Here is a 26501-nt window from a genome sequence, read left to right as displayed (position 1 = left end):
TTTAACGGCGAAGGGTCTCTAAGAGCAACCTTTATGTACAAGATGTAACACAGGGGGCTATATATAGCCTTTTTCAACGATTTTAGCTTGACAAAAAATAACATTTTCTGGGCTTTTTTCTCGCTCAAATCAACCCCTTAAGTGCTGTTACGTTGCTTTGGCAGGTAAGCCTGATGCGCTGTTTTCTACGGTGCAGATGAGCATTTATGCGGCTTCCAGGGCACGTTGTCCGGGCCGGGGTTTGTGCTCACCCACTTGGGTGTGCATTGGCGGATGTCCATCCTTTTAGATGGCAACGTGCGCACTGTTCTGGTGCGGGGTGCTGCCCGCTCATCGCCCTGGCCCTACGGGCGCCGGTGCAGGGGCCACGGGCGATCTCGCGGTAGAACTGTTTACTTATATTCGGCGCTAACTGCGGCTTGGCTCTTCAGAAGTTGCATGACTATTCACCTAAATTTAGTGTTGGTGGCACTGTGATATTGATGTTGATATCAAAACATCAATTTAAGCGATAAGCGGTAAATAGCCTTGCATTACGCCTTGTTGTTGCAGAGTTTGACACTACTAATGCGCGCTAAATGTGTTAGGGCGAATCTGATATTCGCTTCAAGTTAGTGCAATTGCTCCAGATATCGCACAGCGATAAAGCAGAGTATTTAGGTCGGGTATGCGTTTTGCCAATTTGGGATACAGCTGGCTCCACCTGTCGAAATTTCTGACATAAAAATTGACCGGGCTCTTACGTCGCAGTCTACTGTATGCATGTACAGTTTATGGAAAGGCGCGTGTCATGGGTTTCTCTCTCTTGGGTCCTCTTGTTGAAGGCAGCGTTCGCTTGCCGCTGTGTACGTTCAAGATCCCGGCGGGGTTTCCGTCGCCGGCGACGGACCATATGGAGCAGCCCATCTCGCTGGATGAGGTGTTAAGCCTGCGTGCCCCGCATGTGTATCTGGTGACGATTGATGGCGACAGCATGCAGGGGGTGGGGATTTTTTCGGGTGACCTGGCGGTGGTTGATCGCTCTATTGAGGCGGCAGACGGGGATGTGGTGGTGGCTTTGCTTAATAACGAGCCGATCTGTAAGCGGCTGAGTATTCGTGGCAAGCGGGTGGTGCTGTGCTCCGAGAACCCCAAGTACCCCGACCACCATGTGCTGGAGGGCGATGATTTGTCTATTTGGGGTGTGATTACGTATAGCGTGCGCAGCCATGGCCACTAAGTCGCCTGCGGTGTTTGCGCTGATTGACTGCAATAGTTTTTATGCCAGTTGTGAGCGGGTGTTTCGCCCGGACCTGGCCAAGGTGCCGATTGTGGTGCTGAGCAACAATGATGGCTGCGTGATTGCGCGCAGTTATGACGCCAAGCCGCACATAAAAATGGGTGAGCCGTATTTTCAGATCAAGGATCGGCTGGAGGCGTTGGGGATCGTTGCGTTCTCGTCCAACTATGCGCTGTACGGCGATATGAGCGAGCGGGTGATGAGCCTGATCGAGTCTCAGTTGCCCGCCGTCGAGGTGTACAGCATTGATGAGTGTTTTGCTGATTTGACCGGCATCACCGACCCCAGCGAGGTGGGGCGCCAGTTACGCAGCAAAATTGTGCAGTGCACGGGGATCCCGGTGGGGGTGGGCATTGCCCCGACCAAAACCCTGGCCAAGTTGGCCAACTACACGGCCAAGCGGCTGCAGGCGCGTACAGGCGGGGTGGTTAATTTGTGTGGCGAGCGTGAGCGCAGTTGGGTGCTGCGTAATACGCCGGTGGCGGAGGTGTGGGGTGTGGGCCGGCGCATGACGCTGCATTTGCAAGGCATGGGCATTATGACGGCCATGGATCTGGCCAGTGCTGAGCCATGGATGCTGCGCAAAAAGTTTAGCGTGGTGATGGAGAAAACCGCCCGCGAGCTGGCCGGTACGTCGTGCCTGGAGCTGGACGAGCCAGACCCGCCCAAACAAGAGATCTGCTGTAGCCGCATGTTCGGCAAGCGCCTGACCGCCATGGCGCCTATTAAAGAAGCGGTCGCGACTTATATGATGCGCGCGTCCGAGAAGCTTCGGGCCCAGCGTTCTTATTGCCGCAAGGTGCGGGTGAGTATTCGTACGGGGATGTTCAACCCCGATGAGGCCAAGTACGCCAATGGTGTGGTGGTGACGTTGCCGTACCCGACCGACGACGTGCGCTTGCTCACCAAAGCCGCGGTTGATGCGGTGGAGTTGGTGTTTCGGCCGGGTTTTAAATACAGCAAGGCAGAGGTGCTGTTGCTGGATCTGCGCCAGCCGGGCGAGTTTACCGATGATCTGTTTGCGATTAACCAGCCTGCGGAGGCGTCGCGGGTGATGGCGGTGCTGGACGAGATCAACGGGCGCTGGGGGCGTGGCACGTTGCGCACGGCCAGTGTGCCGAGCCATCCGGAGTGGGCCATGCGCCGTGACTTGATGAGCCAGGGCTATACCACGCGGCTGGACCAACTGTGGCGGGTGGGGTGAGGTGTTTGCATGAATACACGGTTGGGCTGACGCGCCTGTCGCCAAGCAGGCGCGTGCTGCTTTAGTGCGTGGTTAAACCATCCAGCGACTTATCGACGTACGCCCTGGCCAGCTCCACCAGGTGCATGGTTGATAACACCAAACTGCGCGCATGCCCGCTCATGCCATTTCCTGCCTCACTCGCGGAGGCACCCGCGCAGCGCAACAAGTCTGACGCTTGGGCCAAAGCCGCTTCTAAATTGACGCTGTCCGGGATGACATACGTGGCCAGATCCACGTGTCGTGGAGGTTTGGGTTCGAGCAGGTAAAAGTCCAGCGCGCGCTCGGCGGCCGCACGGTCTAACAGCACATCGTTGCACTGGGCAGCATCAAGCAAGGGAAGGGTGGGTGGATCGGGGACAATCTTTTTCATGGGTACAACTCCTAATCACTTAAAGGAGCTGTCACCTGTCGCGACTAAACGAGTGGGTGGCAGCCGTACGCAGGTTAGTCGACCGGTGATCAGGAAACCCGGCGCGCCCGAAGGCGCCCTGCGCACGGCCACCATAAAACGCGGCCGAAAAAAAACGCCTCGCACAGGTGGCGCCTTGCGCCTGATCACTTGCCGGGCGACTAAACCCAACCGCTGATGGACAGCGATGGGCCGAGACTATGCCTCGAACTGGACAGGCGCAAGCGAACGGGATTTTCTCGGAAGTTTCGCGCAATTGAAAGCGAAGTGTCGTACGAAACGGCTGATTTTTTAGCGCTGCCGATGCTTTGTTTCGCAGTTTTTGGCTGTTTGCCATTGCTTAAATTGGCAACGGTTTCGTTTGAATGTTGCCTTTATTTGAAGCATGCCTTGGCCCGGTGGTGGCTGGCATAGATTTTGTAGAGCGCCCGCATGGAGAAACCCTGAGAAGGGTGCTTTACTCCAACCCACTTAAAGCGAGAGCTCCGGCGGTAAGGGGTTCCACACGGTGAATACACTGACCGAAGGCCGATCAAGGCTGGAAACCCGGGCCGACTGAATTGAGGACTCTTCATGCCTACAACGCCGGCCACACTGTTAATTGTTGATGATGACGAAGGCATCCGTAAGTTGCTGGAGATCATGCTGGAGGATCAAGGCTATCAAACGCTGAGCGCCCCTTCGGGTGAAATGGCCCTGGCCATGGTGGCCAGGCAACCGCCCGACTTGATCTTGCTCGATGCCATGATGCCGGGGATGGACGGTTACCAGGTGGCCCGGCATATCAAGGCGAACGTGGCGACCGCGAATATCCCGATCATCATGCTGTCGGGCCTCAGCGAGCAAAGCGCGCGGCTTTCAGGGCTGGAGGCGGGCGCCGAAGAGGTGCTCAGCAAGCCGGTGGTCAATGATGAACTGTGGCTCAAGGTGCGCAACCTGCTCAGGCTCAAGGCCTTTGGCGATCATCAGGTGGTGCACAGCTTGATGCTCGAGCAGCAATTGCAGAAGCGCACCATCGACGTTGAGCGGTTTCGTTCCGCCATGGGCAGCGACGAGCGCCTGTTGAAAATGGCCAACTACGACCCGCTGACCGGCTTGCCCAACCGCAACCTTTTCTACACCACCTTGCAAATGGGCCTGACCCAGGCCGAGCTTAGAGGCTGGCAACTGGCGGTGTGCACGGTCGATCTGAATGACTTTAAAAGCTTCAACGACGTGTGGGGGCATTTGATTGGTGATCAGGTGCTGGCCGAGTTTTGCCGTCGGTTGTCCAACTGCCTTAACGTCTCCGATACCTTGGGCCGTATGGACGGTCACGAATTGGCCTTGATCTTGATGATCCGCAAAGGCCAGACGGGACCTAAACAGATCGTGGACCGTATTCGTGAAGTACTGCGCGAGCCGTTCAGGGTTCAGGAGCAAGACGTGACCCTGACTGCCAGTATCGGGATTGCCCTGTACCCCGATGATGGCGCCGACGCCGAGGGGCTGATCAAACAGGCCAGCACCGCGATGAGTCGGGCCAAACAGGCGGGCAGGGACACCTACCGGTTTTACACCGCGCAAATGAACGTCGAAGTCCAGGCCCGCCAAGAACTCGAAACGGCGTTGCGTGATGCGGTACGCAAGCAGGCGTTTGAGCTGTATTACCAGCCGAAGATAAGCCTGCGCGACGGCACCCTGTGTGGGGTTGAAGCGCTGTTGCGCTGGCATCGGCCGGGTTTGCCGAGCGTGGCGCCGTCGGTGTTTGTGCCGATTCTGGAAGACATGGGGCTTATCTCCATGGTGGGGCAGTGGGTGATTGCCAGTGTTTGTAAGCAAATTGCCTGTTGGCAGCGCTCCGGTTTGGGCGTGTCGCAAGTGGCGGTCAACGTCTCGGCGCAGCAGATAACCGAAGGGGATTTAGTAGAAAACATCCAGCGCTCGCTGGATGAACATCAAATCGAGGCTAAATGGTTGGAGTTGGAGTTGACCGAAAGCTCCTTGATGTTCAACACCCCGGAGACCATCGCCAGCTTGCTGGCGTTGCGCGACATCGGGTTGAAGATCTCCATAGACGACTTTGGCACGGGGTATTCGAGCCTTGCTTACTTGAGTCGTTTCCCGATTGATAAATTGAAAATCGACATCGCTTTCATCCGCGAAGCCCCGCACAACGCCCAGGACGCGGCCATTACCCGCACCATCATCGAACTGGCCCACAGCCTCAACTTGCAAGTGATTGCAGAAGGCGTTGAAAACTGTGAGCAGTTGGCGTTTTTGACCGAGAACGGCTGTGATCAAGTCCAGGGTTACCTGTTGAGCCGACCATTGCCGACAAAAGAGCTGGAGACGTTATTGCGCGAGCAGAGATGTTTTACGTGAGACGTGGTACGCCCGTAGCAGTTGACGAGCCTTGCGAGGCTACGTCCGGGCGCGCAGCGGCCGTAAAAGAGCCAAGATCAAAAGATCGCAGCCTTCGGCGGCTCCTACGCTTTGACCGCGTACGCTTGTAGTCGCTGGCGAGGCACGAGGCTGCGAAAGATCAAAAGATCGCGAGGCAAGCTCGCTCCTACAGCTGTATTGCGCACCTGTAGCCGCTGACGAGGTACGAGGCTGCGATCGGGCGCGCAGCGGCCGTAAAAGAGCCAAACTCAAAAGATCGCAGCCTGCGGCGGCTCCTACACGTTGACCGCGTACGCCCGTAGTCGCTGACGAGGCACGAGGCTGCGAAAGATCAAAAGATCGCGAGCAAGCTCGCTCCTACAGTTGTATTGCGCACCTGTAGCCGCTGACGAGGTACGAGGCTGTGATCGGGCGCGCAGCGGCCGTAAAAGGGGCCAAGATCAAAAGATCGCAGCCTTCGGCGGCTCCTACACGTTGACCGCGCCCGCCCGTAGTCGCCGACGAGGCACGAAGGCTGCGAAAGATCAAAAGATCGCGAGGCAAGCTCGCTCCTACAGGTGTATTGCGTACGCCCGCACGCTCAATCGCTATACGCAGCACTCAATTCAACCGCCGCATGTTCGAACGCGGTTTTGATTTCTTCGATCACTTCGTCCGTGTGGTCGAAGGAGATGTACAACCGGCCGTACGGCGACGGCATGATCAGTACGCCCGCTTCGCGTAATGCCAGGTGCAGGGCTTTGGTAAACGAGGGGTTGGCGATTTGCGCAGCTTGTTCGTAGGTGCTCGGCACAACAGCGCCCAACCAGATGCCAAAGACGTTGCCGTAGCCGCTGGTGCTCACGGTGATGCCGTGGCTTTTAAAGATGCTTTCAATGGCGCCACGCAAGGCGTCGCCACGGGCGATGAGTTGCGGGTAGTCAACGCTGTCCAGTTGCGCCAGGGTGGTGGTCACGGCCGCGCAGGCCATGGGGTTGCCGCTGAAGGTGCCGCCGCGGATGACCCGGCCTTCTTCAAACCCCGCGAAGATGTGCGGTTTGGCGACGACCGCCGACACCGGTACGCCGTTGCCAATGGCTTTGCCAACGCTGGCGATGTCCGGGTCCAGGCCTTCTTGCAGGGCCGCGAGGCCCGGGTACAGGCGAAAGCCCATCAGCACTTCGTCGCTGATCACCAGTGCACCGTGGCGGTGGGCTACGTCTTGGACGTGTTTGAGGTAGCCCGGCAAGGCCATGATGCAGCCCGCATTGGCCAGCATCGGCTCCAGAATCACCGCAGCAATGTTGCTGTCTTCGGCAAACAGGCGTTCAACATCGTCAAAGTCGTTAAAACGCAGCAGGGTGGTGCGCTCTGTAGACGGGCGCTTGCCGTCGCTAAAGCTCGCTTCTTTGGAGGTGACGTTGCCGTAGCTGATGTCATCGAACCAGCCATCAAAACCCGCCGCCATTTTGGCGATTCTGCCGCGACCGGTGTAGGCACGCGCTGCGCGGCAGGCCAGGTGCACCGCTTCGCTGCCCGAGTTGGTGAAGATGACTTTGCTCAGTTCGCCGGTGTGGCTGGCCAGCGCCGTCGCCGCGCCATGCTCACGCACATGGGCCCATGACGGCGCCGCACTGTCGCTCAGTGCCTGCACGACCGCCGCATTGACGGCGTCATTGGAATGGCCCAGCAATACCGCGCCAAAGCCCAGCGCGGTGTCGATGTATTGGCGGCCCTGGTCATCCCACAGGTAGGCGCCTTTGCCGTTGCGGATAAACAGTTTTTCACCCTTGAGATCAGGCAGGATGCGGGCTGCGCTGGAAACATCACCCACTAGATTCGGCATAAAAACCTCTGAATTTGGACAAGCGTTACCCGCCCCGGGCTGTTGGGCCCGGGAAGGTGTATGGCATGGGTTATTGTTGTTTGATTTTTAGTTTTTCGTTGCGTCGTCGCAGGACTTCGAGGGTCAGCAGCATTAATACCGACAGGATGACCATGATGGTGGCGACTGCGGCAATGTTGGGGCTGATGTTTTCTCGAATGCCCGAGAACATCTGCAAGGGCAAGGTGCGCTGTGACGGGCTGGACAAAAACAGCGTGACCACGACTTCATCAAACGAGGTGGCAAACGCGAACAGCCCTCCCGAGATCACGCCGGGGGCAATCAGCGGCAGGATCACTTTGAAAAACACCGTCAGCGGCGGGGCGCCCAGGCTGGCGGCGGCCCGGCTGAGGTTGTTGTCAAAACCCTGCAACGTCGCGTTGACGGTGATGACCACAAACGGCACGCCGAGCATGGCATGGGCCAGAACCAGACCGGTGTAGCTGTTGAGCAATTGCAGCTTGGCAAAGAAGAAGTACAGGCCGACTGCAACGATCACCAGCGGCACGATCATGGGCGAAATTAGAAACGCCATGATCACGCCCTTAAAGCGAAAGTTGCCCCGGCACAGCCCCACAGACGCCAGGGTGCCGAAGATCATGGCCAGTGCCGTAGCGGCGGGGGCGATGACAAAGCTGTTTTTAAAAGCCTGACGCCACTCCTGGGACGACATCAGTTCTTCATACCAACGCAACGAAAACCCGTCCATGGGGTAGGTCAGGAACGATGACGAGTTGAACGACAGCGGAATGATCACCAGCACCGGGATAATCAAAAACAGCAGCACCAACAGGCAGATTGTTACCAGACCGAAGCGGGCCAGTTTTTCGGCTTTGGAGGCATAAGGCGGCAACATGGTCATGACCTCGCCTGGTTAGGGTGGGTAAGTTTGCCGTACACCCCATACAACAACAGGGTGGCAAGCAGCAGCAGGCTGCCGAGTGCAGACGCCATGCCCCAGTTAACGGTTTTATTGGTGTAGAACGCGACGAAGTAGCTGACCATCTGGTCCGCAGCGCCGCCCACCAGGGCCGGGGTCACGTAGTAACCAATGGCAAGAATGAAGGTCAGCAGCGCACCGGCAGCCAGGCCCGCGAAGGTCTGCGGCACATATACTCGCCAGAACGCCACGAACGGGTGCGCGCCCAGCGAAATAGCCGCCCGCACGTAGTTGCCGGGGATGTTTTTCATCACGCTGTACAGCGGCAAGATCATGAACGGCAGCAGCACATGGGTCATCGCGATGATCACCCCGGTGCGATTGAACACCAGTTGCACCGGCGCGTCGATAAGGCCCAGAAACATCAACGAACGGTTGATCAAGCCATCGGACTGCAACAACACCACCCAGGCGGCGGTGCGCACGATCAGCGAGGTCCAGAACGGCAGCAGCACGCAGATCATCAGCAGGTTGCTTTTGCCCTCTGGCAAGGTGGCCAGCCAGTACGCCACCGGGAACCCCAGTACCAGGCAGAGCAGGGTGACCACGGCGCCAATGGCAAAGGTGCGGGCAAAAATGTCCACATAGATCGACTGGTTTGGGTCGGCCTTGACGATGTTGCCGGTGGCAGAGTCGACACGCTGGTCAAGGGCGGCCAGCAAGAAGTAAGGCGTCAGCGGCGCCGATGCCTGCTTCAGGGCCTTCCAGTAATTAAGCTCGCCCCACGAACTGTCGATGGCAATCAGCGCGTCGCGTTTGGACGCCACGTCGCTGGCCGGCAGGTTGCGCAGGGTTTTGGTGATGAGGGTGCGGTAAGCCGGGATTTCATAGCTCAAGCGCTTAGCCAAAGCGCCGATCTGGCCGTTCTCTTTGGCGTTGCCCAGGTCGCTGACCAGTGCCTCGAAGGTGTGTTCGTTCGGCAGCGATTTGCCTTTCCAGAGGGCAAGCGCGTCAACGGTGGCCGGCAGCGCGGTGTTCACATCGGGGTTATCGACGCTGCGCGAGAGCAGGGTGCCGATGGGGAAAGCAAAGCACACCAGCACAAACAGAAACAGCGGTGCGATCAGCAGCAGGGATTTGAACGTGTAAGAACGTTCGGACTTTCTGAGCTTGGCCCTGAGACTGGGCGTCTGCTCCTGGGTCTGGCCGGATTGAGTGGCGGCGGGCTGACTCATGATCGACATCTCAGTGCTTGGTCACGTCCAGAGCGCGGATGTGCTCTGGTGACCAGGAAAGTGAAATCGAACTGCCAACCGTCCAGCTGTTGTTCATGTGCGAGGCCGGCAGCTTGACCATGAAGTTCGGCTGCCCGGCAATTTCGGTGATCATGCGCACGTGGTCGCCCAGGTAGATGTATTCCTGAATGCGCGCGGTCAGCGGCGTGCTGCCCGCCGGGCCGACCACTACCCGCTCGGGGCGAATACACAGGGCCACCTGGTCGCCCGGCTGGCACTCGGCCACCGGCACGGCGCGGATCAGGCTGCCGTCATCCAGACGCGCCACTGCATACTGCTCGTCGCAATACATAAAGGTGCCGAGCAAGGTGTTGTTCTCGCCGATAAATTGCGCCACAAAGCTTTTGTTCGGGGCCTCGTAAATGGCGGTCGGGGTGTCGATCTGCTGGATCACGCCGTCGTTGAACACCGCCACGCGGTCGGACATGGTCAAGGCTTCGCTTTGGTCGTGGGTCACGTACACCACGGTCAGGCCCAACTGCTGGTGCAGGTGCTTGATTTCCAGTTGCATGTGTTCGCGCAATTGCTTGTCGAGGGCGCCCAGCGGTTCGTCCATCAGCACCAGTTTGGGGTCAAACACGAGCGCACGGGCCAGGGCGACACGTTGCTGCTGGCCACCCGACAGTTGCGCGGGGTAGCGTTTTGCGAATTCGGTGAGTTTCACCATGTCCAGAGCGCGGCTGACTTTGTGCTTTTTGTCGACGCTGTTCATTTTGCGGACAGAAAGCGGAAAGGCCAGGTTTTGCTCAATGGTCATGTGCGGGAAGAGCGCGTAGTTCTGGAACACCATGCCGATGTTGCGCTTGTGCGGCGCAAGGTTGTGCAGCGGCTTGTCGTTCAGGTAAATCTCGCCATGGGTCGGCGTTTCGAAGCCGGCCAGCATCATCAGGCTGGTGGTTTTGCCCGACCCGGACGGGCCCAGCAGGGTGACAAATTCGCCTTCTTTAATATCGAGGTTCAAATCCTTGACCACGGGGCGTATGCCGTCGTAGGTCTTCTGAATATTTTTAAAACTGACCAAGTGTTTCACGTAACCATCCTCACTTGAGAGCAGGCGCACAGCATCTTCGCCAGGGCATGCTCGCTCATCATGATGAGAGGCACCGGCGCGCAGATAACGTCGTGGACCTGCCACCGGGGAACCAGTGGCAGGGTGACCAAGAGGCGGGGGTTTACTTCTGGGCGACCCAGGCGTTGAAACGCTCGGTCAGCGGTTCGATGTTCTCAACCCAGAACTCGACATCGATAGGGATCGACTGCGCGAGGTTTTCCGGGGTGGTGGGCAGGGTGTGCTTCAAGTCTGCCGGAACAAATTCGTTGGCGTTCTTGTTGGTCAGGCCATAGGCGATGTACTTGGGCAGCTTGGCCTGTGCTTCGGGCTTGCTCGCGAAGGCGATGAAGTCCATGGCTTCGGCTTTGTTCTCGCTGCCTTTGAGCACAGCCCAGGAGTCGATGGCCGATACGCTGCCGTTCCACAGGAACTTGAAGTTTTTGCCTTCGTTGGTGTTAAAACCGGTGATGCGGCCGTTATACGACGAGCTCATCACGATGTCGCCGGCAGACAGCATTTGCAGCGGTTGTGCTGCGGCTTCCCACCACACGATGTCCGACTTGATGGTGCCCAGTTTGTTGAAGGCACGATCGACGCCTTCCGGGGTGCGCAACACTTTGTACACGTCGGCAGGTTTGACCCCATCAGCAATCAGCGCGAACTCAAGTGCGTATTTAGGGCCTTTGCGCAGGCCGCGTTTGCCCGGGATTTTTTCCAGGTCAAAGAAGTCGGCCCACGAGGTCGGCTCGGTCTTGAGCTTGTCACCGTCCCACGACAGGCCGGTGTTCCAGACGATGTTGCCGACACCGCAGTCGCTCACCGCTTCGGGAATAAAATCAGCTTTGTTGCCGATTTTGGCCCAGTCAATTTTTTCATAGAGCCCGGACTCGCAGCCCAGTACAAGGTCTTCACCTTCTACTTCGACTACGTCCCAGTTAGGGTTGCCAGCTTTGACTTTGGCGTCGAGCACGCCCACTCCGCCGTCCCAGCTTTGGTCGAGTACTTTTTTGCCGGTTTGTTTGGCAAAAGGTGCAAAAAAAAGCTCGCGCTGTGCGTCCTGAAAGTTGCCTCCCCAGGAGACAATCGTTAGATCACGGGCAGTGGCAACTTGGGAAGCTGCTAAACCAATGAGGGCAAGTCCATATGCTGCAACAGCGTGGCGTGATTTATGCATTATTAGCCTCTACGCAGATGTTGTGATTCAGTGGTAAAAATTTTTACCACTGGTGATGTCTCCAGGCAAGCTTTATTTTCGCTGACGATTAAAACCTGAATCGCCCGATAAACGGTAAGCGATTGTTTTCTCACGTCTAAAATTTAAAAAAGACTGACAAACCCTACTGGCGGTCTTTTTTTTAGCTAGAGTAATAAACGTTTTCTTCAGGGGTGAGCCTGTTTGAAACCGTGCTACTTTGCTGCGCCTGGAGTGTGCAACAGGATACGGGATTACCCGACCTGGTGCGTTTAAGTTGCCTTTACCGTGTAAGAAAATTCGGCAGTTCAAGGTCCACATTAAACTTTGGCCCGCTCGGGTGCCGTTTAGCTAAGGAATTCACCGTGACAGAAACATCGGCGACAGGGCGAAGCCCGCATATCCGGGAAGAGCTCCCTGAAAGCCCACCAGAGGTTTTGGAGACCGCCACCGTAGGCGCAAGGCTCAAGGCGTTACGACAAAGTCGAGGTCTCTCGATCAGGGGCCTGGCAGAGCTGGCCGGTGTGCCGCATGCCACGCTTTCGATTATCGAGCGGGATAAATCCAGCCCGTCTGTAAGCATCCTCAAGCGTTTGCTCAGGCCTTTGAACGTCACCCTCAGCGTGTTTTTTTCCGACTCGGCAGTGGTTGACCGCGCCGTGTTTTACAAAGCCAATGAGCTGGTCGAACTCGCTGATGGCAAGAAGCTATCATACAGGCAAGTGGGAGCGAATCTCGAAAATAGTTCGATGATGATCCTCCATGAACGTTACGAACCGGGTGCAGACACCGGTGAAGAAGGCGAAGAGCTGTATTCCCACGACGCCGAAGAAGGCGGCATTGTCATTGAAGGGCGTTTGGAAATGACCGTAGGTGATGAGATCCGCGTGTTGTCGCCGGGGGATGCCTACTACTTTGACAGCCGTTTGCCGCACCGCATGCGCAACCCGTTTGATGAAGTGTGCATTGTTGTCAGCGCGGTATCGCCGCCGACCTTTTGATGCACAGCAGCGCCGAGCAAAAACTGTAGGAGCGAGCTTGCTCGCGATCTCTTGATCTTTTTAAAAGATCGCGAGGCAAGCTCGCTCCTACAGGGACGGTGAGTGATTTAGTCCCAAGGCGAGGCCTTCAATTTCTGCTCCAGAAAATCCCTGAACACACGTATGCGCGGGCTCAGGTTTTTGCGGTGGGTGTAGATGAGGTAAATGGGCTCTTTGGACGGGATGTCGTAGGCCTGCAGCAAGGGCACCAGCCTGCCTGCCTTGAGGTCCGCGCCTATATGGAACTGCGCAAGCTTGACGATTCCGCCGCCGTTCAAGGCGATGTCGCGCTGTAAATCCCCTTGGGCAAAGACCGCCTTGGGCTTGATGGCTACCGTGACGGTTTCGCCGTCGACCCTGAACTGCCAGTTGTTCCAGGCACTGTTAAAGGCAAAGTTGAAGCAGTCGTGGTTGAGCAGGTCTTCCGGATGATTGGGCGTGCCTTTACGGGCGAGGTATTCGGGGGAGGCGCAGATGATCCACGCGCTTTCACCGATTTTGCGCGCAACGCGAGATGAGTCCGGCAACACGCCACTGTGAATGGCGATGTCCAGGCCCTGGTCAAAGTGGTCGACATACTGTGGGCCGACCTGCAAATCAACCGTGAGGCCGGGGTAGGTCGCCATGAACTCCGGCAGCCAGGGCACGATCTGGTGTTTGGCGAAGGTAGTCATGGTGTGGATGCGCAGCGCGCCGCTGACCTGGGTTGGGAAGGCCTCGGCCAACGAGTCGGCTTCGGCCATGGCGTTCATGACTTTGCGTGCGCTCATCAGGTAGGCCGAGCCTTCTTCGGTGAGCGTGAGGCTGCGGTTGCCGCGCTGGAACAGACGCACTTGCAGGCGGTTTTCGAGGCGGCTGATCAACTTGCTGACGGTGGACGGGGTGATTCCGTTCGCCCTGGCGGCCACCGAGAAATTGCCGTGTTCGTGCGCCCACAGGAAGGCTTGCATCTGGGAAAAATTATCCATTTTTATTCTCATCGCAACGAATGCGAGCAGCCTGCCATCAATCACCCACCCAAACAACTCGCCTCACTGGCGAAGGTGGCTCAGCAGTGCCTGCAATGGATGCTGCAACGCTTTGCCTTCATGGCGCTTGACCTGGCTGCGGCAGGAATAGCCATCGGCAATCAGGTTGCCGCTCGGCATGTGCCGTTCGACCAACGGCTGCCAGGACTGCGAATAAATAACCGCCGAGGTCTTGGCGTTGCGGGCTTCATGGCCGTAAGTCCCGGACATGCCGCAGCAGCCGCTGGGCAGCACCTGCAGCGTGAGGCCAAAGCCTTCGAAAACCTTCTTCCACAGATCAACGCTGCCCGGCTCGTTGGTGCGCTCGGTGCAGTGCGGCAGGAACTGGTACACCTGCGGGGTGCCGTGCTTGAGCGTATCGGGCAATGCCGTCACTAGCCACTCTTGCGGCAGGGCCACTTGCGGAGCGCGGCCTTGTTCGAGGGTTTTAGCGTATTCCTGGCGGTACACCAGGGTCATGGCCGGGTCGAGGCCCACCAGCGGTATGCCGCTTTGCTCCAATGCCATCAAGCCTTTGGCGGTGTTGGCTGCAGTCTTTTTAAAGGCCCCGAGAAAGCCCTGCACTTGCAACGGTTTGCCGTTGGGCGAGAAGGGCGCGAGGTAAACCTGATAGCCCAGCCGGGCAATCAACTCGATCCATTGTGCCGCCAATGGCGTTTCGAAATAGCGGGTAAAGGCGTCCTGCACCAGGATCACGCTGCGTTTGCGCTGCTCGTCACTCAACCGTGAAAGGGTTTTCGGCGTGGCGATTTGCACGTTCCATTGCGCGCACACGGCATGGAAATCCATCAGGCTCAGCAGCGGGCTGTCGACCATGCCGACCACGCGTTCCAGCAGGTATTTAACCGGCGCAGCGCTCATCAAGGCGTTGTACAGCCTCGGGAAGCGCGCAATGTGCGGGATGCTGAATTCCAGCGAGCCCACGGCGTAGTCTTTGAGCGGGCGCAGGTAGCGGCTGTGGTAGAGCTCCAGAAAACGCGCGCGAAAATCCGGCACGTTGACCTTGACCGGGCACTGCCCCGCGCAGGATTTGCACGCCAGGCAGCCGGCCATGGCGTCATACACTTCGTGGGAGAAGTCTTTCTCACCCATCAATCCGGCCAGCGAGTTGCGGGTTCTGCGCAGCACGCCGGTGGAGTAGTTGCCCAGCAGGTCCACGCCTTGCGCCCCTTGCTGGCGAAGCCATTCACGCATCAGCGAAGCGCGGCCTTTAGGCGAATGGATACGGTCGCGGGTGGCTTTCCAGGACGGGCACATCGCGTCATCCGGGTCGAAGTTGTAGCAGGCACCGTTGCCGTTGCAGTGCACGGCGCTTTGGTAGCTTTGCCACACGCGCTCGTCGATTTGCCGGTCCAGATCACCGCGCAGCGGCACTTCGTCGACGCGGGTCAAGCGGGCCGTGCTGACCTGCGCCGGTGTGGCGATTTTGCCGGGGTTGAGCTGGTTGAACGGGTCGAACGCGGCTTTGATTGCCTGCAACGCCGGGTACAGTGCGCCAAAGTATTTAGGCCCGTATTCGGAGCGCAGGCCTTTGCCGTGCTCGCCCCACAGCAAGCCGCCGTATTTGTGCGTGAGGGCCGCCACGCCATCGGAAATCGGGCGAATAAGCGCCGCCTGGCGCGGGTCTTTCATGTCGAGGATCGGGCGCACGTGCAACACCCCGGCATCGACGTGGCCGAACATGCCGTACTCCAGTGCGTAACTGTCCAGCAGGGCGCGGAACTCAGCGATGTAGTCCGCGAGGTTTTCCGGCGGCACGGCGGTGTCTTCTACAAAGGGCTGCGGCCGGGCCTCGCCCTGCACGTTGCCGAGTAAGCCCACAGAGCGTTTGCGCATGGTGTAGACGCGTTTCACCGCTTCACTGCCCACCGCCAGTGTATGGCCCAGGCGGCGCACACCGTTGTCGGTGTTCAAGTGTTCGATAAAGTCATGAACGCGCTGCTCCAGGCGCTCGTTGTCATCGTCGCTGAACTCGATCAGGTTGATGCCCAGGGTGGGCGTGGCCGGGTCCTGGGGGAAGTATTCGGCGACGCCATGCCAGACGATGTCTTTCATCGCCAGCATCAGGACTTTTGAGTCCACCGTTTCGATCGACAGCGGCTTGAGGGCCATCAGCGCCTTGGCATCGCGCAGCGCGTCCATGAAGCTGGCGTAGCGCACGTTGACCAAAATTGAATGCTGCGGGATGGGCAGCACGTTGAGCTTGGCTTCGATGATAAAACCCAGCGAGCCCTCAGAGCCGCACAGCAGGCTGTTGAGGTTGAAGCGCCCATCGGCTTCGCGCAAGTGGGCGAGGTCATAGCCGGTGAGGCAGCGATTGAGCGGCGGGAAGATTTCTTTGATCAGTTGCTGCTGGTTGTCGGCAATGTCTTGGGCGCAGCGATAGACCTCGCCGATCACGTCGTTGCGCTCGGCCTGGCGGTGCGCCAGGTCGTTTGCCAGCGCCTCACTGTCGAGGCGTTTGCCGCTCAGCAGCACGGTCGACAGTTCGAGCACGTGGTCGCGGGTTTTACCGTAGGTGCAACTGCCCTGGCCGCTGGCGTCGGTGTTGATCATGCCGCCGATGGTGGCCCGGTTCGAGGTGGACAGCTCGGGGGCAAAGAACAGGCCGTGGGCTTTTAGTGCTGCGTTGAGCTGGTCTTTGACCACACCGCTTTGCACGCGCACCCAGCGCTCTTCGACGTTGATTTCGAGGATGTTATTGAGGTGGCGGGACAGATCGACCACCAGCCCGTCGGTCAGCGACTGGCCGTTGGTGCCCGTGCCGCCGCCACGCGCGGTCAGCACGATGGAGCGGTACTCCGGCCGCGCAGCGAGTGCGCTCAGGCATTCGACATCGGCGTAATCTTTGGGGAACACCGCAGCCTGCGGCAAGCGTTGATAAATGGAGTTGTCGGTGGCCAGCACGGTTCTGAGGCCGAAATCACTGGCGATTTCACCCTTGAAGCCTTCCGTTGTCAGTGCGCTTAGAAAACGTTGGTAAGCGTCATCAAGACGATGGAGAGGGGCGAGGCGGGCGATCATCGGTGGTATTTCCTGCAGGCAAATTCAGTTCTACATTCACTCGGCGCATGGAGCTGGCTAACGCGCTCGCGCGGTGAAATTGATTTGGCAGGATTTTCAGGGTCTTGGCGCCACAAGGCAAACGTATAACGTGCAGCCTTTGCATGAGGTTTATGCATGAATGGGGCATACGCACTTGTAGCCGCTGACGAGGCACGAGGCTGCGATGCGGGCCGCAGGACCGCCATAAGGGGGTCGCTGCGCAACCCATCGCAGCCTCGTGCCTCGTCAGCGGCTACAAAGAGTGTGGGGATTACTCGGTGGGGAGTTTTTCCAGGGCGGCGCGCAGGGCGTCTGCGTTGGCGAAGGTTTGCTGCGACACCAGCGTACCGTTGTCCAGTTGCAACCACAGCACCTGGTCGTCTGCGCCGGGGTATTGTGCGGCGATCTTGCCGTCGCGATCCAGAACGACGCGGTAGCTGTAGTCGCGCATTTTAGGGATGGCGATGAATTTGCCGATCAATGACGGCATAGCATGCACGTCCGCCAAAAAGGCGACATGGCGGGCCTCAAAGTAGCCTTTTGGCTGGTTTTCCAGCGCTGCTTTTACCAGCTTGGAACCGTCCATGTTGCGGGCCACCAACAGCACGTGGGTGTTGGCGTCCAGGGTGTAAGGCTGGTCGTGCTGGTCTTGCAACGTCCAGGGGGTAAGGTGCTCACCCACCGTGGCGGCGAAACTTTGCATCGACAGGGCGCTTAACAGCAGTAAAAGTGCAATTCTCACTGTGTAGTCTCTCTATTTTCGGGTGGTTTTCTGGGCTAGACGTTTGACCCAGTCGCCGCCACAGGCGCGCTGGCATTCGTCTTCGGAGTCATAAAAAACGTGGTTGGCCACCTGACGCATGTTGATATTGGCGTCGGCCAGGGCGCGGGTGGTGAGTTCAACCATAAACCGCGCCTCGCCATCGGCCAGGGCGAAGTCTTTGTTGACCTGGTTGTCGAACACCCAGACCACCTTCAGGCTGGCCGGGAAAGCTTCGAAGTCGACTGAATGGGTGAGCCAGACAAAGCCCGGAATTTGCCCTTTGGCGGTTTCACATGCATCGGTCAGGTGTTTAACCAGACGGCGTTCGATCTGTGCCTGGTTACGTTTGTTCAAAGACATGGGTGAATCCTGTGGGCAGCAGTGGCAAAAGCGCAATTGTACGTGAACTGTCCCTTAGCCATTGATCTACTTCACATCGCTAAAAAGATGCGTTTACGTCAAAAGTGCCACCTGAGGTAGAATGTCGCGGTTTGAAGGCTGACACCGCCGGTTTTCGCAGCCGGGCAGGCTCTCTGGAAAGAGTTGCAAGAGGTGTCAGTACCAATGGAGTCGCAAGAAGGTGTCGGGAGTGAAGGAGCTGGACAGGTCAGACCTGTTATCGGCCGCGCCCGGCACTTACCCGAAATGTCACCCAAGTAGCTGAAGCCAAAAGCAATAAAAGATCAGCGCCCAAGGTACATAAAAGTGAGGTCTATAGTGTGCATAGGCCTTATATATCTACCCGGTCCAAGGCCTGATGAGGGGCTCGGTTGCAGGCAAGCCTGTCCTGTAACCCTGTCCAGTTCTGTTCAGCGCGCCGTGCCGGGTAGATGGCGTTTTATCTTAGGTACGACAACATGTTAAAGAAGATGAACAAAGGGCTTTTGGGCCTGGCGCTGACCATGGGCATCACGTCCGTGCACGCTGCCGAGCCAAAGCACGTTGATGTCCTGCTGATTGGCGGCGGCATCATGAGCGCTACCTTGGGTGTCTGGCTCAACGAGCTGGAACCCGGCCTGTCCATGGAGATGATCGAACGTCTCGATGGCGTCGCTCAAGAAAGCTCCAACGGCTGGAACAACGCGGGTACCGGTCACTCGGCGTTGGCTGAACTGAACTACACCCCTGAAGACAAGAACGGCAACGTTGAGATCCCAAAGGCCATTGAAATCAATGAAGCCTTCCAGATCTCGCGTCAGTTCTGGGCCTGGCAGGTCAAGAACGGTGTTCTGAAAAACCCTCGTTCGTTCATCAACTCCACTCCGCACATGAGCTTTGTGTGGGGCGATGACAACATCAAGTTCTTGAAAAAACGCTACGAGGCGCTGCAGGCCAGCCCTCTGTTCGCGGGTATGCAGTACTCCGAAGACGCGGACCAGATCAAGAAGTGGGTTCCGCTGATGATGGAAGGGCGTGACCCGAACCAGAAAGTCGCGGCCACCTGGACGCCAATCGGTACTGACGTGAACTTCGGCGAAATCACGCGCCAGTTCGTGTCTTACCTGCAAACCAAGCCTGGTTTCACGCTCAACCTGTCCAGCGAAGTCAAAGACATCAAGCGCAACGAAGATGGTTCGTGGCGTGTGGTGTACAAAAACCTCAAGGACGGCACCACCAGCGAAACTGACGCCAAGTTTGTCTTCATCGGCGCGGGCGGCGGTGCTCTGCACCTGCTGCAGAAATCCGGTATCCCTGAAGCCAAGGAATACGCTGGCTTCCCGGTAGGCGGTTCGTTCCTGGTGACCGATAACCCGACGGTTGCCGAGCAGCACCTGGCCAAGGCTTACGGTAAGGCTTCGGTTGGCGCTCCGCCCATGTCGGTTCCGCACCTGGACACCCGCGTGCTGGATGGCAAGCGCGTCATCCTGTTTGGCCCGTTCGCGACCTTCTCGACCAAGTTCCTGAAAGAAGGCTCGTACTTCGACCTGCTGACCAGCACCACGGCGCACAACATCTGGCCAATGACCAAAGTCGGTATCGAACAATACCCGCTGGTTGAGTACCTGGCCGGCCAGCTGATGCTGTCGGACGAAGACCGCTTCAACGCGCTGAAAGAGTACTACCCGAACGCCAAGCAAGAAGACTGGCGTCTGTGGCAAGCCGGTCAGCGTGTGCAGATCATCAAGCGTGACGAAGAGAAAGGCGGCGTGCTGAAACTGGGCACCGAGATCGTTGCTGCAAAAGACGGCAGCATTGCCGGTTTGCTGGGCGCTTCGCCAGGTGCTTCGACCGCTGCGCCGATCATGCTCAACGTGCTTGAAACCGTGTTTAAGGACAAGGTTGCGACCCCTGAGTGGCAAGCCAAGCTGCACCAGATCGTGCCAAGCTACGGCACCAAGCTGAACGCTTCGCCTGAGCGCGTTGCACAAGAATGGGCGTACACCGCCGATGTGCTGCAACTGACTCCGCCGCCGGCCATCCCGGCAGCTAACGCTACACCAGCAGCACCTGCTGAGCCGGCCAAGCCTGCTCCAAGCAACCCAGCGGCCGACATGGCGCTGTAAAAAAGCAGCCCCGCCCAACTGTGTTGGGCGGGGCTCTTTTTTAGCCTCGTAACCGTCCTCGCTACACTCCTCGCAAAATCCCTTCCTGCTTAAGCGTTACTGCGTGCCGAACAACGCGGTCCAGTAGATGCCTGCATCACTTTTAGGGTCTGTCGCATAGGCGGCGCCCAACTCGCGAAATTGCGGGTTCATGATATTGGCGCAGTGCCCGGGGCTTGCCAGCCAGCCATCGACGACTTTGCGGGGCGTGTCCAGGCCGGCGGCGATGTTCTCGCCGATTTGCTGGGCAATGTAGCCAGCCAGTTCTGCGCGATCTCCCGGCGTGCCGCCGGTGCGGTCTTTGTGGTCAAAGTAATTGTTGTTGGCCATGTCGCGGGTGTGCGTCTGGGCGGCGGTCTCCAGGGTGGCGTTCCAGGTCAATGGGCCGGTAGGTGCGAAGGCTTGGGTGCCGCATTGGCGTGGCTGGGTGCGGGCGCTGTTGACCAGCTCAAGGACCTTTTGGCCCTCTGCCTGAGCGTCGCCCAGGCGTGCAGTCAACAGCGGGCGTGCCAGCACAATGCGCCAATCCTGCCCGGTGTGGCTGACACCGATGTCGACAAACTGCGGGTCGAGCACCACTTTGCAGAAGCTTTCGCGCACTGCTTTCATCGCCGCTTCGGAGTCACGCGGGCCCGAGAGGTTGATGGCTTGCACGTTGACCATCGGGTAGGCGGCTTGCGCGAGCGACTCCTGCAAATCGCCAAAACCGTTGGCGGGCAGTACCAGACGAATATCAGAGGTCAGCGGGGGCAGTTCTTGCGACGCTTGGGCGCCGCACGGTTGCGCCTGGCTGCGATACACGTTGATCGAGTCAACCAGTTGCGATTCTTCGCTGGCCAGTGCGCTGGCGCTGAAGATCAGGCCCAGGCTAAACCCGGCAAGGCGGGTGAGGGTGAAGTGACGGCGCATAACGTTGCCTCGGATCGGAATGCGCCCATCATGCGTTATTTCAGGCTGGCCACGAAAGCCTTGGCTTTGGCGGTGAGCTGGTCGATCTGGCGGTCGCGTTTCTTTTCGGCGTCCATCATGGCTTTTTTGCCGTTACGATTGAGCAGGTAGGTGTGGATCTGCCGCACCTCGGTGGACTGATACACCGCTGCCACGTCCAGCACGCCCATGAGCCCGTCCGAGCTGTAATCGCGGGTGTTCATGAGCACTTGCGGGCCACGGGTGCCGATGACCTTAAAGCCCATGCGTTGCAGGGCGGCGACTTTGCTTACGCTGCAGCTCAGTTCGGTGTGCGGGTAGCGGCGGGTGACTTCCTCCAGCATGGCCTGCATCACGCCCAGGTGGCGATGGCTGGCCAACTCGGCCATATAGGCCACACCGCAGGCCTGCGGGTCGTCTTTGTACGGCAAGTACAGGACGAAGCCGGTGACCTTCTCCGGGTCTTGTTCATCGGTGGCGACAATCAGTTCTACGGCAATGCCTTTTGAGCCGTCGAGGGCTTGCAGGTACAGGTGCACTTCAAAGCCGATGGCGTACTGATAGATGCTGTAGAGCAGGTTGCTCGGCGCGATTTCCATGGCGCTGATGTCGCTGAGATGGTCAACGACCAGTTGCATGATCTGTGCGTTGATCGGCTCGCTGATCGGCGTGTCGAAGTGGGTGAGGGTGGTCATAAGCGTGGCCTGTGAGGCGAGTAAACTGCTGTTGTAGGAGCGAGCTTGTCTCGCGATCTTTTGATTGTTTAAAAAGATCGCGAGGCAAGCTCGCTCCTACAAAGGGGATGGTTTAGCGCTGGCTTAGCCAGTAGTCATGCAAGGCACGGGCGGCCGGGGCTACCAGGGCGACTTGTTGCTGGTAGGCCGGTACGTCGAAGTCTTCTGGCAGTTCAAAGTTGTCTTGCTCAGCCAGGTCGACGATGGTTTTCAGCAGGCCGGTCTGGATGTCGGGCATGTCGGGCCATTGCGCCAGGGTCACGCCGCGGATGTAGCCGAAGCACCATTCTTCAGCCAGGGTCAAGGTTTGGCCCTGGTGTTCGGATTCTTCAAAGCGCGGCGCAAAGGTTTTGCTGTCTTCTGCCAGTTGGCGGGCCAGGGTGTTGAAGTGGCGTACGCTCAGCTCGATGAAGTGTTTGGCTTCTTCGGGGTCTTCCCAGTCCGGGTTCTGGCCGCCCCAGATCGCGGGGAACCAGTCGGCGATGTCGACCTGCGTCGGGCTTGAAACCAGTGCAGTGAAGAAGCCATCCAGCTCGCAGGTGTTGAGGATGGAGTGATCGTCGCCGTATTTGAGCAGGGTGTCTTCGAGTGCGTCGAAGTCGGCGGCATTCAGAGGCTGGCTGTGCATGGCAGGTTCCTTGGCATGTAGTCCTGGGTCAACGTTACGTCAGGCGTGTCAGCGTCAGTCAACCCGAACAATCGAATCAACCACAAAGTATTTAAAGCCGGCTTTGGCCAGGGCTTTTTTAGCTTCTTGTTCGGCGTCGAACTGGCTCAGCAGTTTGGAGTCGTGAATGAACACGGTTTCTTCGCCGTCATAGACTTTGCTGACGTGCAGGGTAACCCGCAACATCGGCCCTCGACGCTTGACCGGTGCACGCGGTGCGGGCTTGGGGGTGAGGGTTGCAGCGGGTTTGGGTGTGGCGGGAATTGCAGGTGGCGCGGGTGGCGTAACTGGCTTTGTCGCTACGGGCAGATCAAGGCCGAGCGCTATACGCATTTCGTCCTCGGTGAATCCGGTGCTCATGGTGTGGCTCTATTGTTATTCAAAAACGCGCTTATAAGTGATTGAGTAGGCATAAGCAAGGAAAACCAGCGCCTTGGCTTGATAATTGCCGGATATGTCGCAAAGTTTACTTTTATCAGGAGGTTCAGGTGTCACGCAGCAAGTCGTGACTGTCGAGCAGCTTGTAGGCAATTTCCGGGCGTTTTTCCAAAGCCCGTCGTATGGCCGCCGGGATCGACTGGCGCGTTTTGCGACACAAACCTGGCTGGTCGGCGACACGGATTTCGATCCCGCGCATGGTCCGTACCTCATTGAAGCCGGGTTCAACCTGCACCTTTATGCCTAATTGTTCATACATGCGCTGTTGCATGCGCTGCAGATCGTCCAGGCTCTGGATGTTCTCCAGGTGCTCAAGCATGACTTTTTCGGCCTGGCGGGTGAGGCCCAGAATGCGCAGGTCGGGGGCAGGTTGCGCCAACAGGTGGTCGCGCTCGCAATTACAAGCGCCGGGAGGGCAGGGTTGGCGGACCACAGTGGATGAGCTCATGGGCATGAGCATAGCCATATCGGTCCGCAGTTGTCGCGTGTCAGGGAGCCTTGAGGCGCCGGACCACCAGGTCGATCAGTTCGTTGATCATCGGCGCGAAGGCTTTGGCCGTGCAGGTTTGCCCCAGCATCACGGTGCGCGTGGTGAGGTGTGAAAACAGCGCGTCGAACAGAATGGGCGGCAGTTCGGAGAACGAACTGTTGGCCGCGACGAGGCCGCGATGGCGTTGTTCTTCGAGCAGGTTGAAGATCAACTGGTGCCAGACTTGGGGGCCGTGTTCATACCAGGTTTGCCCCACTTGCGGCACGTGCGCCGAGCCGTTGACCACCAGCCGGTAGAAGTCGACATGGCGCGGGCTGGTGACCACCGCCACGAGTTCTTCAAGAATCAGCTCCAGGCCGCGGGTCAGTTCGACACCCGAGGTGTCGAGTTGCTTGAGGTTGATGATGAAGTCTTCGCAGAGGTACTCGACCACGGCCACCAGCAAGTCGGCCTTGCTGCCGAAGTAGCGGTAAATCGTGGCTTTGGAGCCGCCGGCAGCGGCTACGATGGCGTCCATGCTGAGGCCATCGTAGCCCTGCTGCAAAAACAGTTCACTGGCTGTGATCAGCAAGTTGCGCCGCTTCTCCTCGCTCCGGGTTGCGGTTGAAGGGCTGGAGCGGTGCAACTGTGGCATGGGAACTACTCTTTTTCAGGGAGCGCGTACGCTATCACGTAATCCCCGCGATCTGGAGACTGACGTGCGCCACCGGCGACGATAACCACGTACTGGCGTCCGGTTTTAGGCGACAGGTAGGTCATGGGCGTGGCTTGCCCGCCGACCGGCAGGCGGCCTTTCCAGACTTCCTTGCCGGTGGCCATGTCCATGGCCCGCAGGTAGTAGTCTTGCGTGCCCGCGTAGAACACCAGGCCGGAGGCGGTGGTTGCACCGCCGCCCAGGGTCGGCATGCCCAGCGGGATCGGCAGGTTGGCGCGTACACCGTTAATCACGGCGTCTTCAACCGTACCGGCAGGGCGCTCCCAGACTTTCTTGCGGGTGTTCAGGTCCACGGCGGCAAACACGCCCCAAGGCGGGCTCTGGCACGGAATGCCCAGCGGCGAGTTGAAGCCTTTGTGGTCGATCACGAACGGCGTCCCTTCCATCGGGTAGGTGCTGCCGACGCCGTGGCCGGATTTGAGGTGCGACAGGTCGACGTTTTCACGCGGTACCAGCTTGACCACCTGCGGGATGCGGATGTCGTTGACGAACAGGTAACCGGTTTTTTCGTCGATCGCGCCGCCACCCCAGTTGAAGCCACCGTAGTAGCCCGGATAAATCAGGGTGTCCTGGGTGCTTGGGGCGGTGAACTCACCGTTGTAGTTGAGCTTTTTGAAGTTGATGCGGCACATCAGCTGATCAAAGAACGTGGCGCCCCACATGTCTTTTTCGGTCAGTGGATCGGCACCGAACGTCGGCATGCCCACCGAGTACGGTTGGGTTTTGGCCACCCAGTCTCCGGCAGCGACGTCCTGTGGTACCGGCTTCTCGATCACGTCGGCAATCGGCTGGCCGGTGCGACGGTCAAGCATGAAGATCTGCCCGCGCTTGGTCAGCTGGATCAGCGCCGGGATAGTCCCGCCTTTGCCGTCCGGCACGTCATACAGCGACGGTTGCGCGGCAATGTCGTAGTCCCACAGGTCGTGATGCACGGTCTGGAAGGTCCAGCGCTCGCGGCCTGTTGCCATGTCCAGGGCGACCACGGCCGAGGAGTACTTCTCGGTCAGCTCCGGGCGGGTGCCGCCCCAGAAGTCCGGCTGCTGGTTACCGAGTGGCAGGTACACCAGGCCCAGCTCATCGTCGAACGCAGGCGTGGACCACATGTTCGGCGTACTGCGGGTGTAGGTTTCGCCTTCAGGTGGCAGCTTGGTGATGTCCGGGTTGCCCAGGTCCCAGGCCCAGACCAGCTCACCGGTGTCGGCGCTGAACGCACGGATCACGCCCGAGGGTTCGTCCAGTGAGCGGCCATCAAAGACCCAGCCGCCGAGGATGATCAAGTTGCGCGAAATGGTCGGTGCCGAGGTGTAGGCGTAGTAGGGCACGTTTTCCATGACTCGGCCCAGGCCCGTGGTCAGGTCGACTGAACCGTGGTCACCGAAGTCTTCGCAGGGCTTGCCGGTTTCTGCGTCGATGGAGATCAGGCGCGCATCCATGGTCACTTGCACGATGCGCTTGGCGCAGCTGTTGCCCTGGGCCGCTTTGGCTGGCTTCAGATCCGCGAACACCAAGGGGTGTTCGACCTTGGCCGGCTCGTAGTAACTCACGCCACGGCAGCGGTTCCAGGTTTTGGTGTTTTGCGCTTTTGGATCGAAGGTCCAGCGTTGCTCGCCGGTGTCGGCGTCCAGGGCAATCACTTTGCTGGTCGGGGTGCAGGTGTACAGGGTGTCACCGACCTGGATCGGGGTGTTCTGGTACTCCGATGCGCCCTCGGCGATTTCGCCGGTGCGGTAGGTCCAGGCCACTTGCAGTTTGTCGACGTTGTCTTTGTTGATTTGCGTCTGCGCCGAGAAGCGCGTACCAGCCGGGTTGCTGCCGTAATGGCTCCAGTCGGTGGCTTTATCGGTGCCTTTTGCTTGCGGCTGGGCGGCCAGAGAAGGCTCGCCTTCAATCACTCCGTGGGGGATGAACAGGGCGTAGAAGCCCACGGCCAACACCCCCGCAAACACGGCTGCGCCGCCGTAGCTGGCTGCGCGGTGACGGCCTTGGCTGAGCCATGGGTGCAGCAACGCGGCCAGCAGGCCGATGACCAGAAACGGGGCCAGACGCGGCACCATCGGCCAGAACGTGAAGCCCACTTCCCACAGTGCCCAAATGACGGTCGCGACAAACACAACGCCAATCACCAGCGTGGCGGCGGGCTTTGTGCGTACATACAACACGCCGCTTATCAGCAGGCCGAAACCTGCCAGCAGGTAGTACCAGGAGCCGCCCAGTGTGACCAGTTGAGCGCCCATGATTGCCAGAAACAGGCCGCTTAGCCCAAGCAAAATCCCGAAGACACCCAGTATCAGGTGTCTCCCTTTAGAGGCAGGTGCCTCTTGTTTAGCATTTTTCATTACGGTATCCCTGATGCCCGCAGCCAAGGCCTTTACATGCACTGCGAGCGTAGGTTTTAGAATGGTACTGTACGGTACAGTTTTTATTTTGAGCCTGTTTTTGTCACAAATAAAGACAATTTGTCGCAGAGGTGAAATTTTATTTAAGGACGCGGTTGCGTCTTTGGGCTGGCG

At 58.6% G+C, this 26501-nt stretch carries 22 protein-coding genes; 5 read left to right on the top strand and 17 right to left on the bottom strand.

Going from position 1 to position 26501, the window contains the following annotated elements:
- Window positions 1–790 precede the first annotated feature (790 nt).
- On the top strand, window positions 791–1219 hold the full coding sequence (locus tag AAEZ03_RS11900) for a LexA family protein (protein ID WP_123748809.1): 429 nt from the start codon (window positions 791–793) through the stop codon (window positions 1217–1219).
- Window positions 1209–2483 (top strand): translesion error-prone DNA polymerase V subunit UmuC, encoded by a 1275-nt coding sequence (gene umuC / locus AAEZ03_RS11895; RefSeq protein WP_350578790.1) that lies wholly within the window; start codon window positions 1209–1211, stop codon window positions 2481–2483. Before AAEZ03_RS11900 ends, umuC begins: the two co-directional genes overlap by 11 nt.
- A gap of 61 nt (window positions 2484–2544) precedes the next feature.
- Here the strand turns inward: umuC and AAEZ03_RS11890 are convergent, their stop codons facing one another.
- Entirely contained in the window at window positions 2545–2895 is a 351-nt protein-coding gene (locus tag AAEZ03_RS11890; protein ID WP_153425999.1) for a DUF6124 family protein, read from the bottom strand.
- 612 nt (window positions 2896–3507) lie between these two features.
- Here AAEZ03_RS11890 and AAEZ03_RS11885 point away from each other — a divergent pair.
- Entirely contained in the window at window positions 3508–5298 is a 1791-nt protein-coding gene (locus AAEZ03_RS11885; protein ID WP_350578787.1) for a putative bifunctional diguanylate cyclase/phosphodiesterase, read from the top strand.
- A gap of 601 nt (window positions 5299–5899) precedes the next feature.
- Here AAEZ03_RS11885 and AAEZ03_RS11880 read toward each other — a convergent pair.
- The 5 genes from AAEZ03_RS11880 to AAEZ03_RS11860 form a co-directional block, all read right to left on the bottom strand.
- Complete coding sequence (locus AAEZ03_RS11880) at window positions 5900–7144, bottom strand: aspartate aminotransferase family protein (protein ID WP_350578784.1); 1245 nt, start codon at window positions 7142–7144, stop codon at window positions 5900–5902.
- A 70-nt stretch (window positions 7145–7214) separates the two neighbouring features.
- Window positions 7215–8039, bottom strand: coding sequence for an ABC transporter permease (locus AAEZ03_RS11875; protein ID WP_350578856.1), 825 nt, complete (start codon window positions 8037–8039; stop codon window positions 7215–7217).
- Between the two features lie 2 nt (window positions 8040–8041).
- Window positions 8042–9298 (bottom strand): ABC transporter permease, encoded by a 1257-nt coding sequence (locus tag AAEZ03_RS11870; RefSeq protein WP_350578781.1) that lies wholly within the window; start codon window positions 9296–9298, stop codon window positions 8042–8044.
- Between the two features lie 10 nt (window positions 9299–9308).
- The gene (locus AAEZ03_RS11865; RefSeq protein ID WP_227024752.1) at window positions 9309–10412 is read right to left on the bottom strand and encodes an ABC transporter ATP-binding protein; all 1104 of its coding nucleotides are present in this window, start codon (window positions 10410–10412) and stop codon (window positions 9309–9311) included.
- 118 nt (window positions 10413–10530) lie between these two features.
- Entirely contained in the window at window positions 10531–11583 is a 1053-nt protein-coding gene (locus AAEZ03_RS11860) for an ABC transporter substrate-binding protein (protein WP_123748818.1), read from the bottom strand.
- 383 nt (window positions 11584–11966) lie between these two features.
- Here AAEZ03_RS11860 and AAEZ03_RS11855 point away from each other — a divergent pair, with 383 nt between their 5' ends.
- Window positions 11967–12602: a cupin domain-containing protein gene (locus tag AAEZ03_RS11855; RefSeq protein ID WP_082148724.1), complete on the top strand. Its 636-nt coding sequence runs from the start codon at window positions 11967–11969 to the stop codon at window positions 12600–12602.
- A gap of 107 nt (window positions 12603–12709) precedes the next feature.
- Here AAEZ03_RS11855 and AAEZ03_RS11850 read toward each other — a convergent pair whose 3' ends face one another.
- The 4 genes from AAEZ03_RS11850 to AAEZ03_RS11835 all read right to left on the bottom strand — a co-directional run bounded on the left by AAEZ03_RS11850 (window position 12710) and on the right by AAEZ03_RS11835 (window position 17837).
- Window positions 12710–13609, bottom strand: coding sequence for a LysR family transcriptional regulator (locus AAEZ03_RS11850; protein ID WP_350578777.1), 900 nt, complete (start codon window positions 13607–13609; stop codon window positions 12710–12712).
- Between the two features lie 63 nt (window positions 13610–13672).
- Entirely contained in the window at window positions 13673–16693 is a 3021-nt protein-coding gene (ydiJ, locus tag AAEZ03_RS11845; protein WP_350578774.1) for a D-2-hydroxyglutarate dehydrogenase YdiJ, read from the bottom strand.
- Between the two features lie 292 nt (window positions 16694–16985).
- Complete coding sequence (locus AAEZ03_RS11840) at window positions 16986–17456, bottom strand: FAD/FMN-containing dehydrogenase (protein WP_350578771.1); 471 nt, start codon at window positions 17454–17456, stop codon at window positions 16986–16988.
- Window positions 17457–17468: 12 nt separating this feature from the next.
- Window positions 17469–17837 (bottom strand): hypothetical protein, encoded by a 369-nt coding sequence (locus AAEZ03_RS11835; RefSeq protein WP_350578768.1) that lies wholly within the window; start codon window positions 17835–17837, stop codon window positions 17469–17471.
- A 497-nt stretch (window positions 17838–18334) separates the two neighbouring features.
- Between AAEZ03_RS11835 and mqo the strand changes: the two genes are divergently transcribed.
- On the top strand, window positions 18335–19981 hold the full coding sequence (gene mqo / locus AAEZ03_RS11830; protein WP_350578765.1) for a malate dehydrogenase (quinone): 1647 nt from the start codon (window positions 18335–18337) through the stop codon (window positions 19979–19981).
- 96 nt (window positions 19982–20077) lie between these two features.
- Here the strand turns inward: mqo and AAEZ03_RS11825 are convergent, their stop codons facing one another.
- The 7 genes from AAEZ03_RS11825 to AAEZ03_RS11795 form a co-directional block, all read right to left on the bottom strand.
- Window positions 20078–20929 carry a CAP domain-containing protein gene (locus AAEZ03_RS11825; RefSeq protein ID WP_350578763.1) on the bottom strand — a complete coding sequence of 284 codons (852 nt, stop codon included), beginning with the start codon at window positions 20927–20929 and terminating at the stop codon, window positions 20078–20080.
- 35 nt (window positions 20930–20964) lie between these two features.
- Window positions 20965–21642, bottom strand: a complete 678-nt coding sequence (locus tag AAEZ03_RS11820) for a GNAT family N-acetyltransferase (RefSeq protein WP_278938720.1) — start codon at window positions 21640–21642, stop codon at window positions 20965–20967.
- Window positions 21643–21754: 112 nt separating this feature from the next.
- Window positions 21755–22309, bottom strand: a complete 555-nt coding sequence (locus AAEZ03_RS11815; RefSeq protein ID WP_278938721.1) for a UPF0149 family protein — start codon at window positions 22307–22309, stop codon at window positions 21755–21757.
- 54 nt (window positions 22310–22363) lie between these two features.
- Entirely contained in the window at window positions 22364–22708 is a 345-nt protein-coding gene (locus AAEZ03_RS11810) for a hypothetical protein (protein WP_048388753.1), read from the bottom strand.
- Between the two features lie 124 nt (window positions 22709–22832).
- Window positions 22833–23234, bottom strand: coding sequence for a hypothetical protein (locus AAEZ03_RS11805; RefSeq protein ID WP_278938723.1), 402 nt, complete (start codon window positions 23232–23234; stop codon window positions 22833–22835).
- 40 nt (window positions 23235–23274) lie between these two features.
- The gene (locus AAEZ03_RS11800; RefSeq protein WP_350578760.1) at window positions 23275–23910 is read right to left on the bottom strand and encodes a TetR/AcrR family transcriptional regulator; all 636 of its coding nucleotides are present in this window, start codon (window positions 23908–23910) and stop codon (window positions 23275–23277) included.
- 5 nt (window positions 23911–23915) lie between these two features.
- Complete coding sequence (locus AAEZ03_RS11795) at window positions 23916–26327, bottom strand: membrane-bound PQQ-dependent dehydrogenase, glucose/quinate/shikimate family (RefSeq protein WP_350578757.1); 2412 nt, start codon at window positions 26325–26327, stop codon at window positions 23916–23918.
- Between the last annotated feature and the right edge of the window lie 174 nt (window positions 26328–26501).

Source organism: Pseudomonas sp. HY2-MNA-CIBAN-0224 (genome assembly GCF_040310285.1).
In the GTDB taxonomy this organism is placed as follows: Bacteria; Pseudomonadota; Gammaproteobacteria; order Pseudomonadales; family Pseudomonadaceae; genus Aquipseudomonas; species Aquipseudomonas helleri.
The sequence above is the reverse complement of the archived record's forward strand: the minus strand, read 5'-3'. Positions and strand labels throughout refer to the sequence as shown.

Bases quoted from the DNA above. Each gene is read 5' to 3' on its own strand.
- AAEZ03_RS11885 (WP_350578787.1), top strand. From the start codon at position 3,508: ATGCCTACAACGCCGGCCACACTGTTAATTGTTGATGATGACGAAGGC.
- AAEZ03_RS11875 (WP_350578856.1), bottom strand. From the start codon at position 8,039: ATGTTGCCGCCTTATGCCTCCAAAGCCGAAAAACTGGCCCGCTTCGGT.
- AAEZ03_RS11850 (WP_350578777.1), bottom strand. From the start codon at position 13,609: ATGGATAATTTTTCCCAGATGCAAGCCTTCCTGTGGGCGCACGAACAC.
- AAEZ03_RS11870 (WP_350578781.1), bottom strand. From the start codon at position 9,298: ATGAGTCAGCCCGCCGCCACTCAATCCGGCCAGACCCAGGAGCAGACG.
- AAEZ03_RS11880 (WP_350578784.1), bottom strand. From the start codon at position 7,144: ATGCCGAATCTAGTGGGTGATGTTTCCAGCGCAGCCCGCATCCTGCCT.
- AAEZ03_RS11890 (WP_153425999.1), bottom strand. From the start codon at position 2,895: ATGAAAAAGATTGTCCCCGATCCACCCACCCTTCCCTTGCTTGATGCT.
- AAEZ03_RS11815 (WP_278938721.1), bottom strand. From the start codon at position 22,309: ATGCACAGCCAGCCTCTGAATGCCGCCGACTTCGACGCACTCGAAGAC.
- AAEZ03_RS11800 (WP_350578760.1), bottom strand. From the start codon at position 23,910: ATGCCACAGTTGCACCGCTCCAGCCCTTCAACCGCAACCCGGAGCGAG.
- AAEZ03_RS11820 (WP_278938720.1), bottom strand. From the start codon at position 21,642: ATGACCACCCTCACCCACTTCGACACGCCGATCAGCGAGCCGATCAAC.
- AAEZ03_RS11900 (WP_123748809.1), top strand. From the start codon at position 791: ATGGGTTTCTCTCTCTTGGGTCCTCTTGTTGAAGGCAGCGTTCGCTTG.
- umuC (WP_350578790.1), top strand. From the start codon at position 1,209: ATGGCCACTAAGTCGCCTGCGGTGTTTGCGCTGATTGACTGCAATAGT.
- AAEZ03_RS11795 (WP_350578757.1), bottom strand. From the start codon at position 26,327: ATGAAAAATGCTAAACAAGAGGCACCTGCCTCTAAAGGGAGACACCTG.
- AAEZ03_RS11810 (WP_048388753.1), bottom strand. From the start codon at position 22,708: ATGAGCACCGGATTCACCGAGGACGAAATGCGTATAGCGCTCGGCCTT.
- AAEZ03_RS11805 (WP_278938723.1), bottom strand. From the start codon at position 23,234: ATGAGCTCATCCACTGTGGTCCGCCAACCCTGCCCTCCCGGCGCTTGT.
- AAEZ03_RS11860 (WP_123748818.1), bottom strand. From the start codon at position 11,583: ATGCATAAATCACGCCACGCTGTTGCAGCATATGGACTTGCCCTCATT.
- AAEZ03_RS11835 (WP_350578768.1), bottom strand. From the start codon at position 17,837: ATGTCTTTGAACAAACGTAACCAGGCACAGATCGAACGCCGTCTGGTT.
- AAEZ03_RS11825 (WP_350578763.1), bottom strand. From the start codon at position 20,929: ATGCGCCGTCACTTCACCCTCACCCGCCTTGCCGGGTTTAGCCTGGGC.
- mqo (WP_350578765.1), top strand. From the start codon at position 18,335: ATGTTAAAGAAGATGAACAAAGGGCTTTTGGGCCTGGCGCTGACCATG.
- ydiJ (WP_350578774.1), bottom strand. From the start codon at position 16,693: ATGATCGCCCGCCTCGCCCCTCTCCATCGTCTTGATGACGCTTACCAA.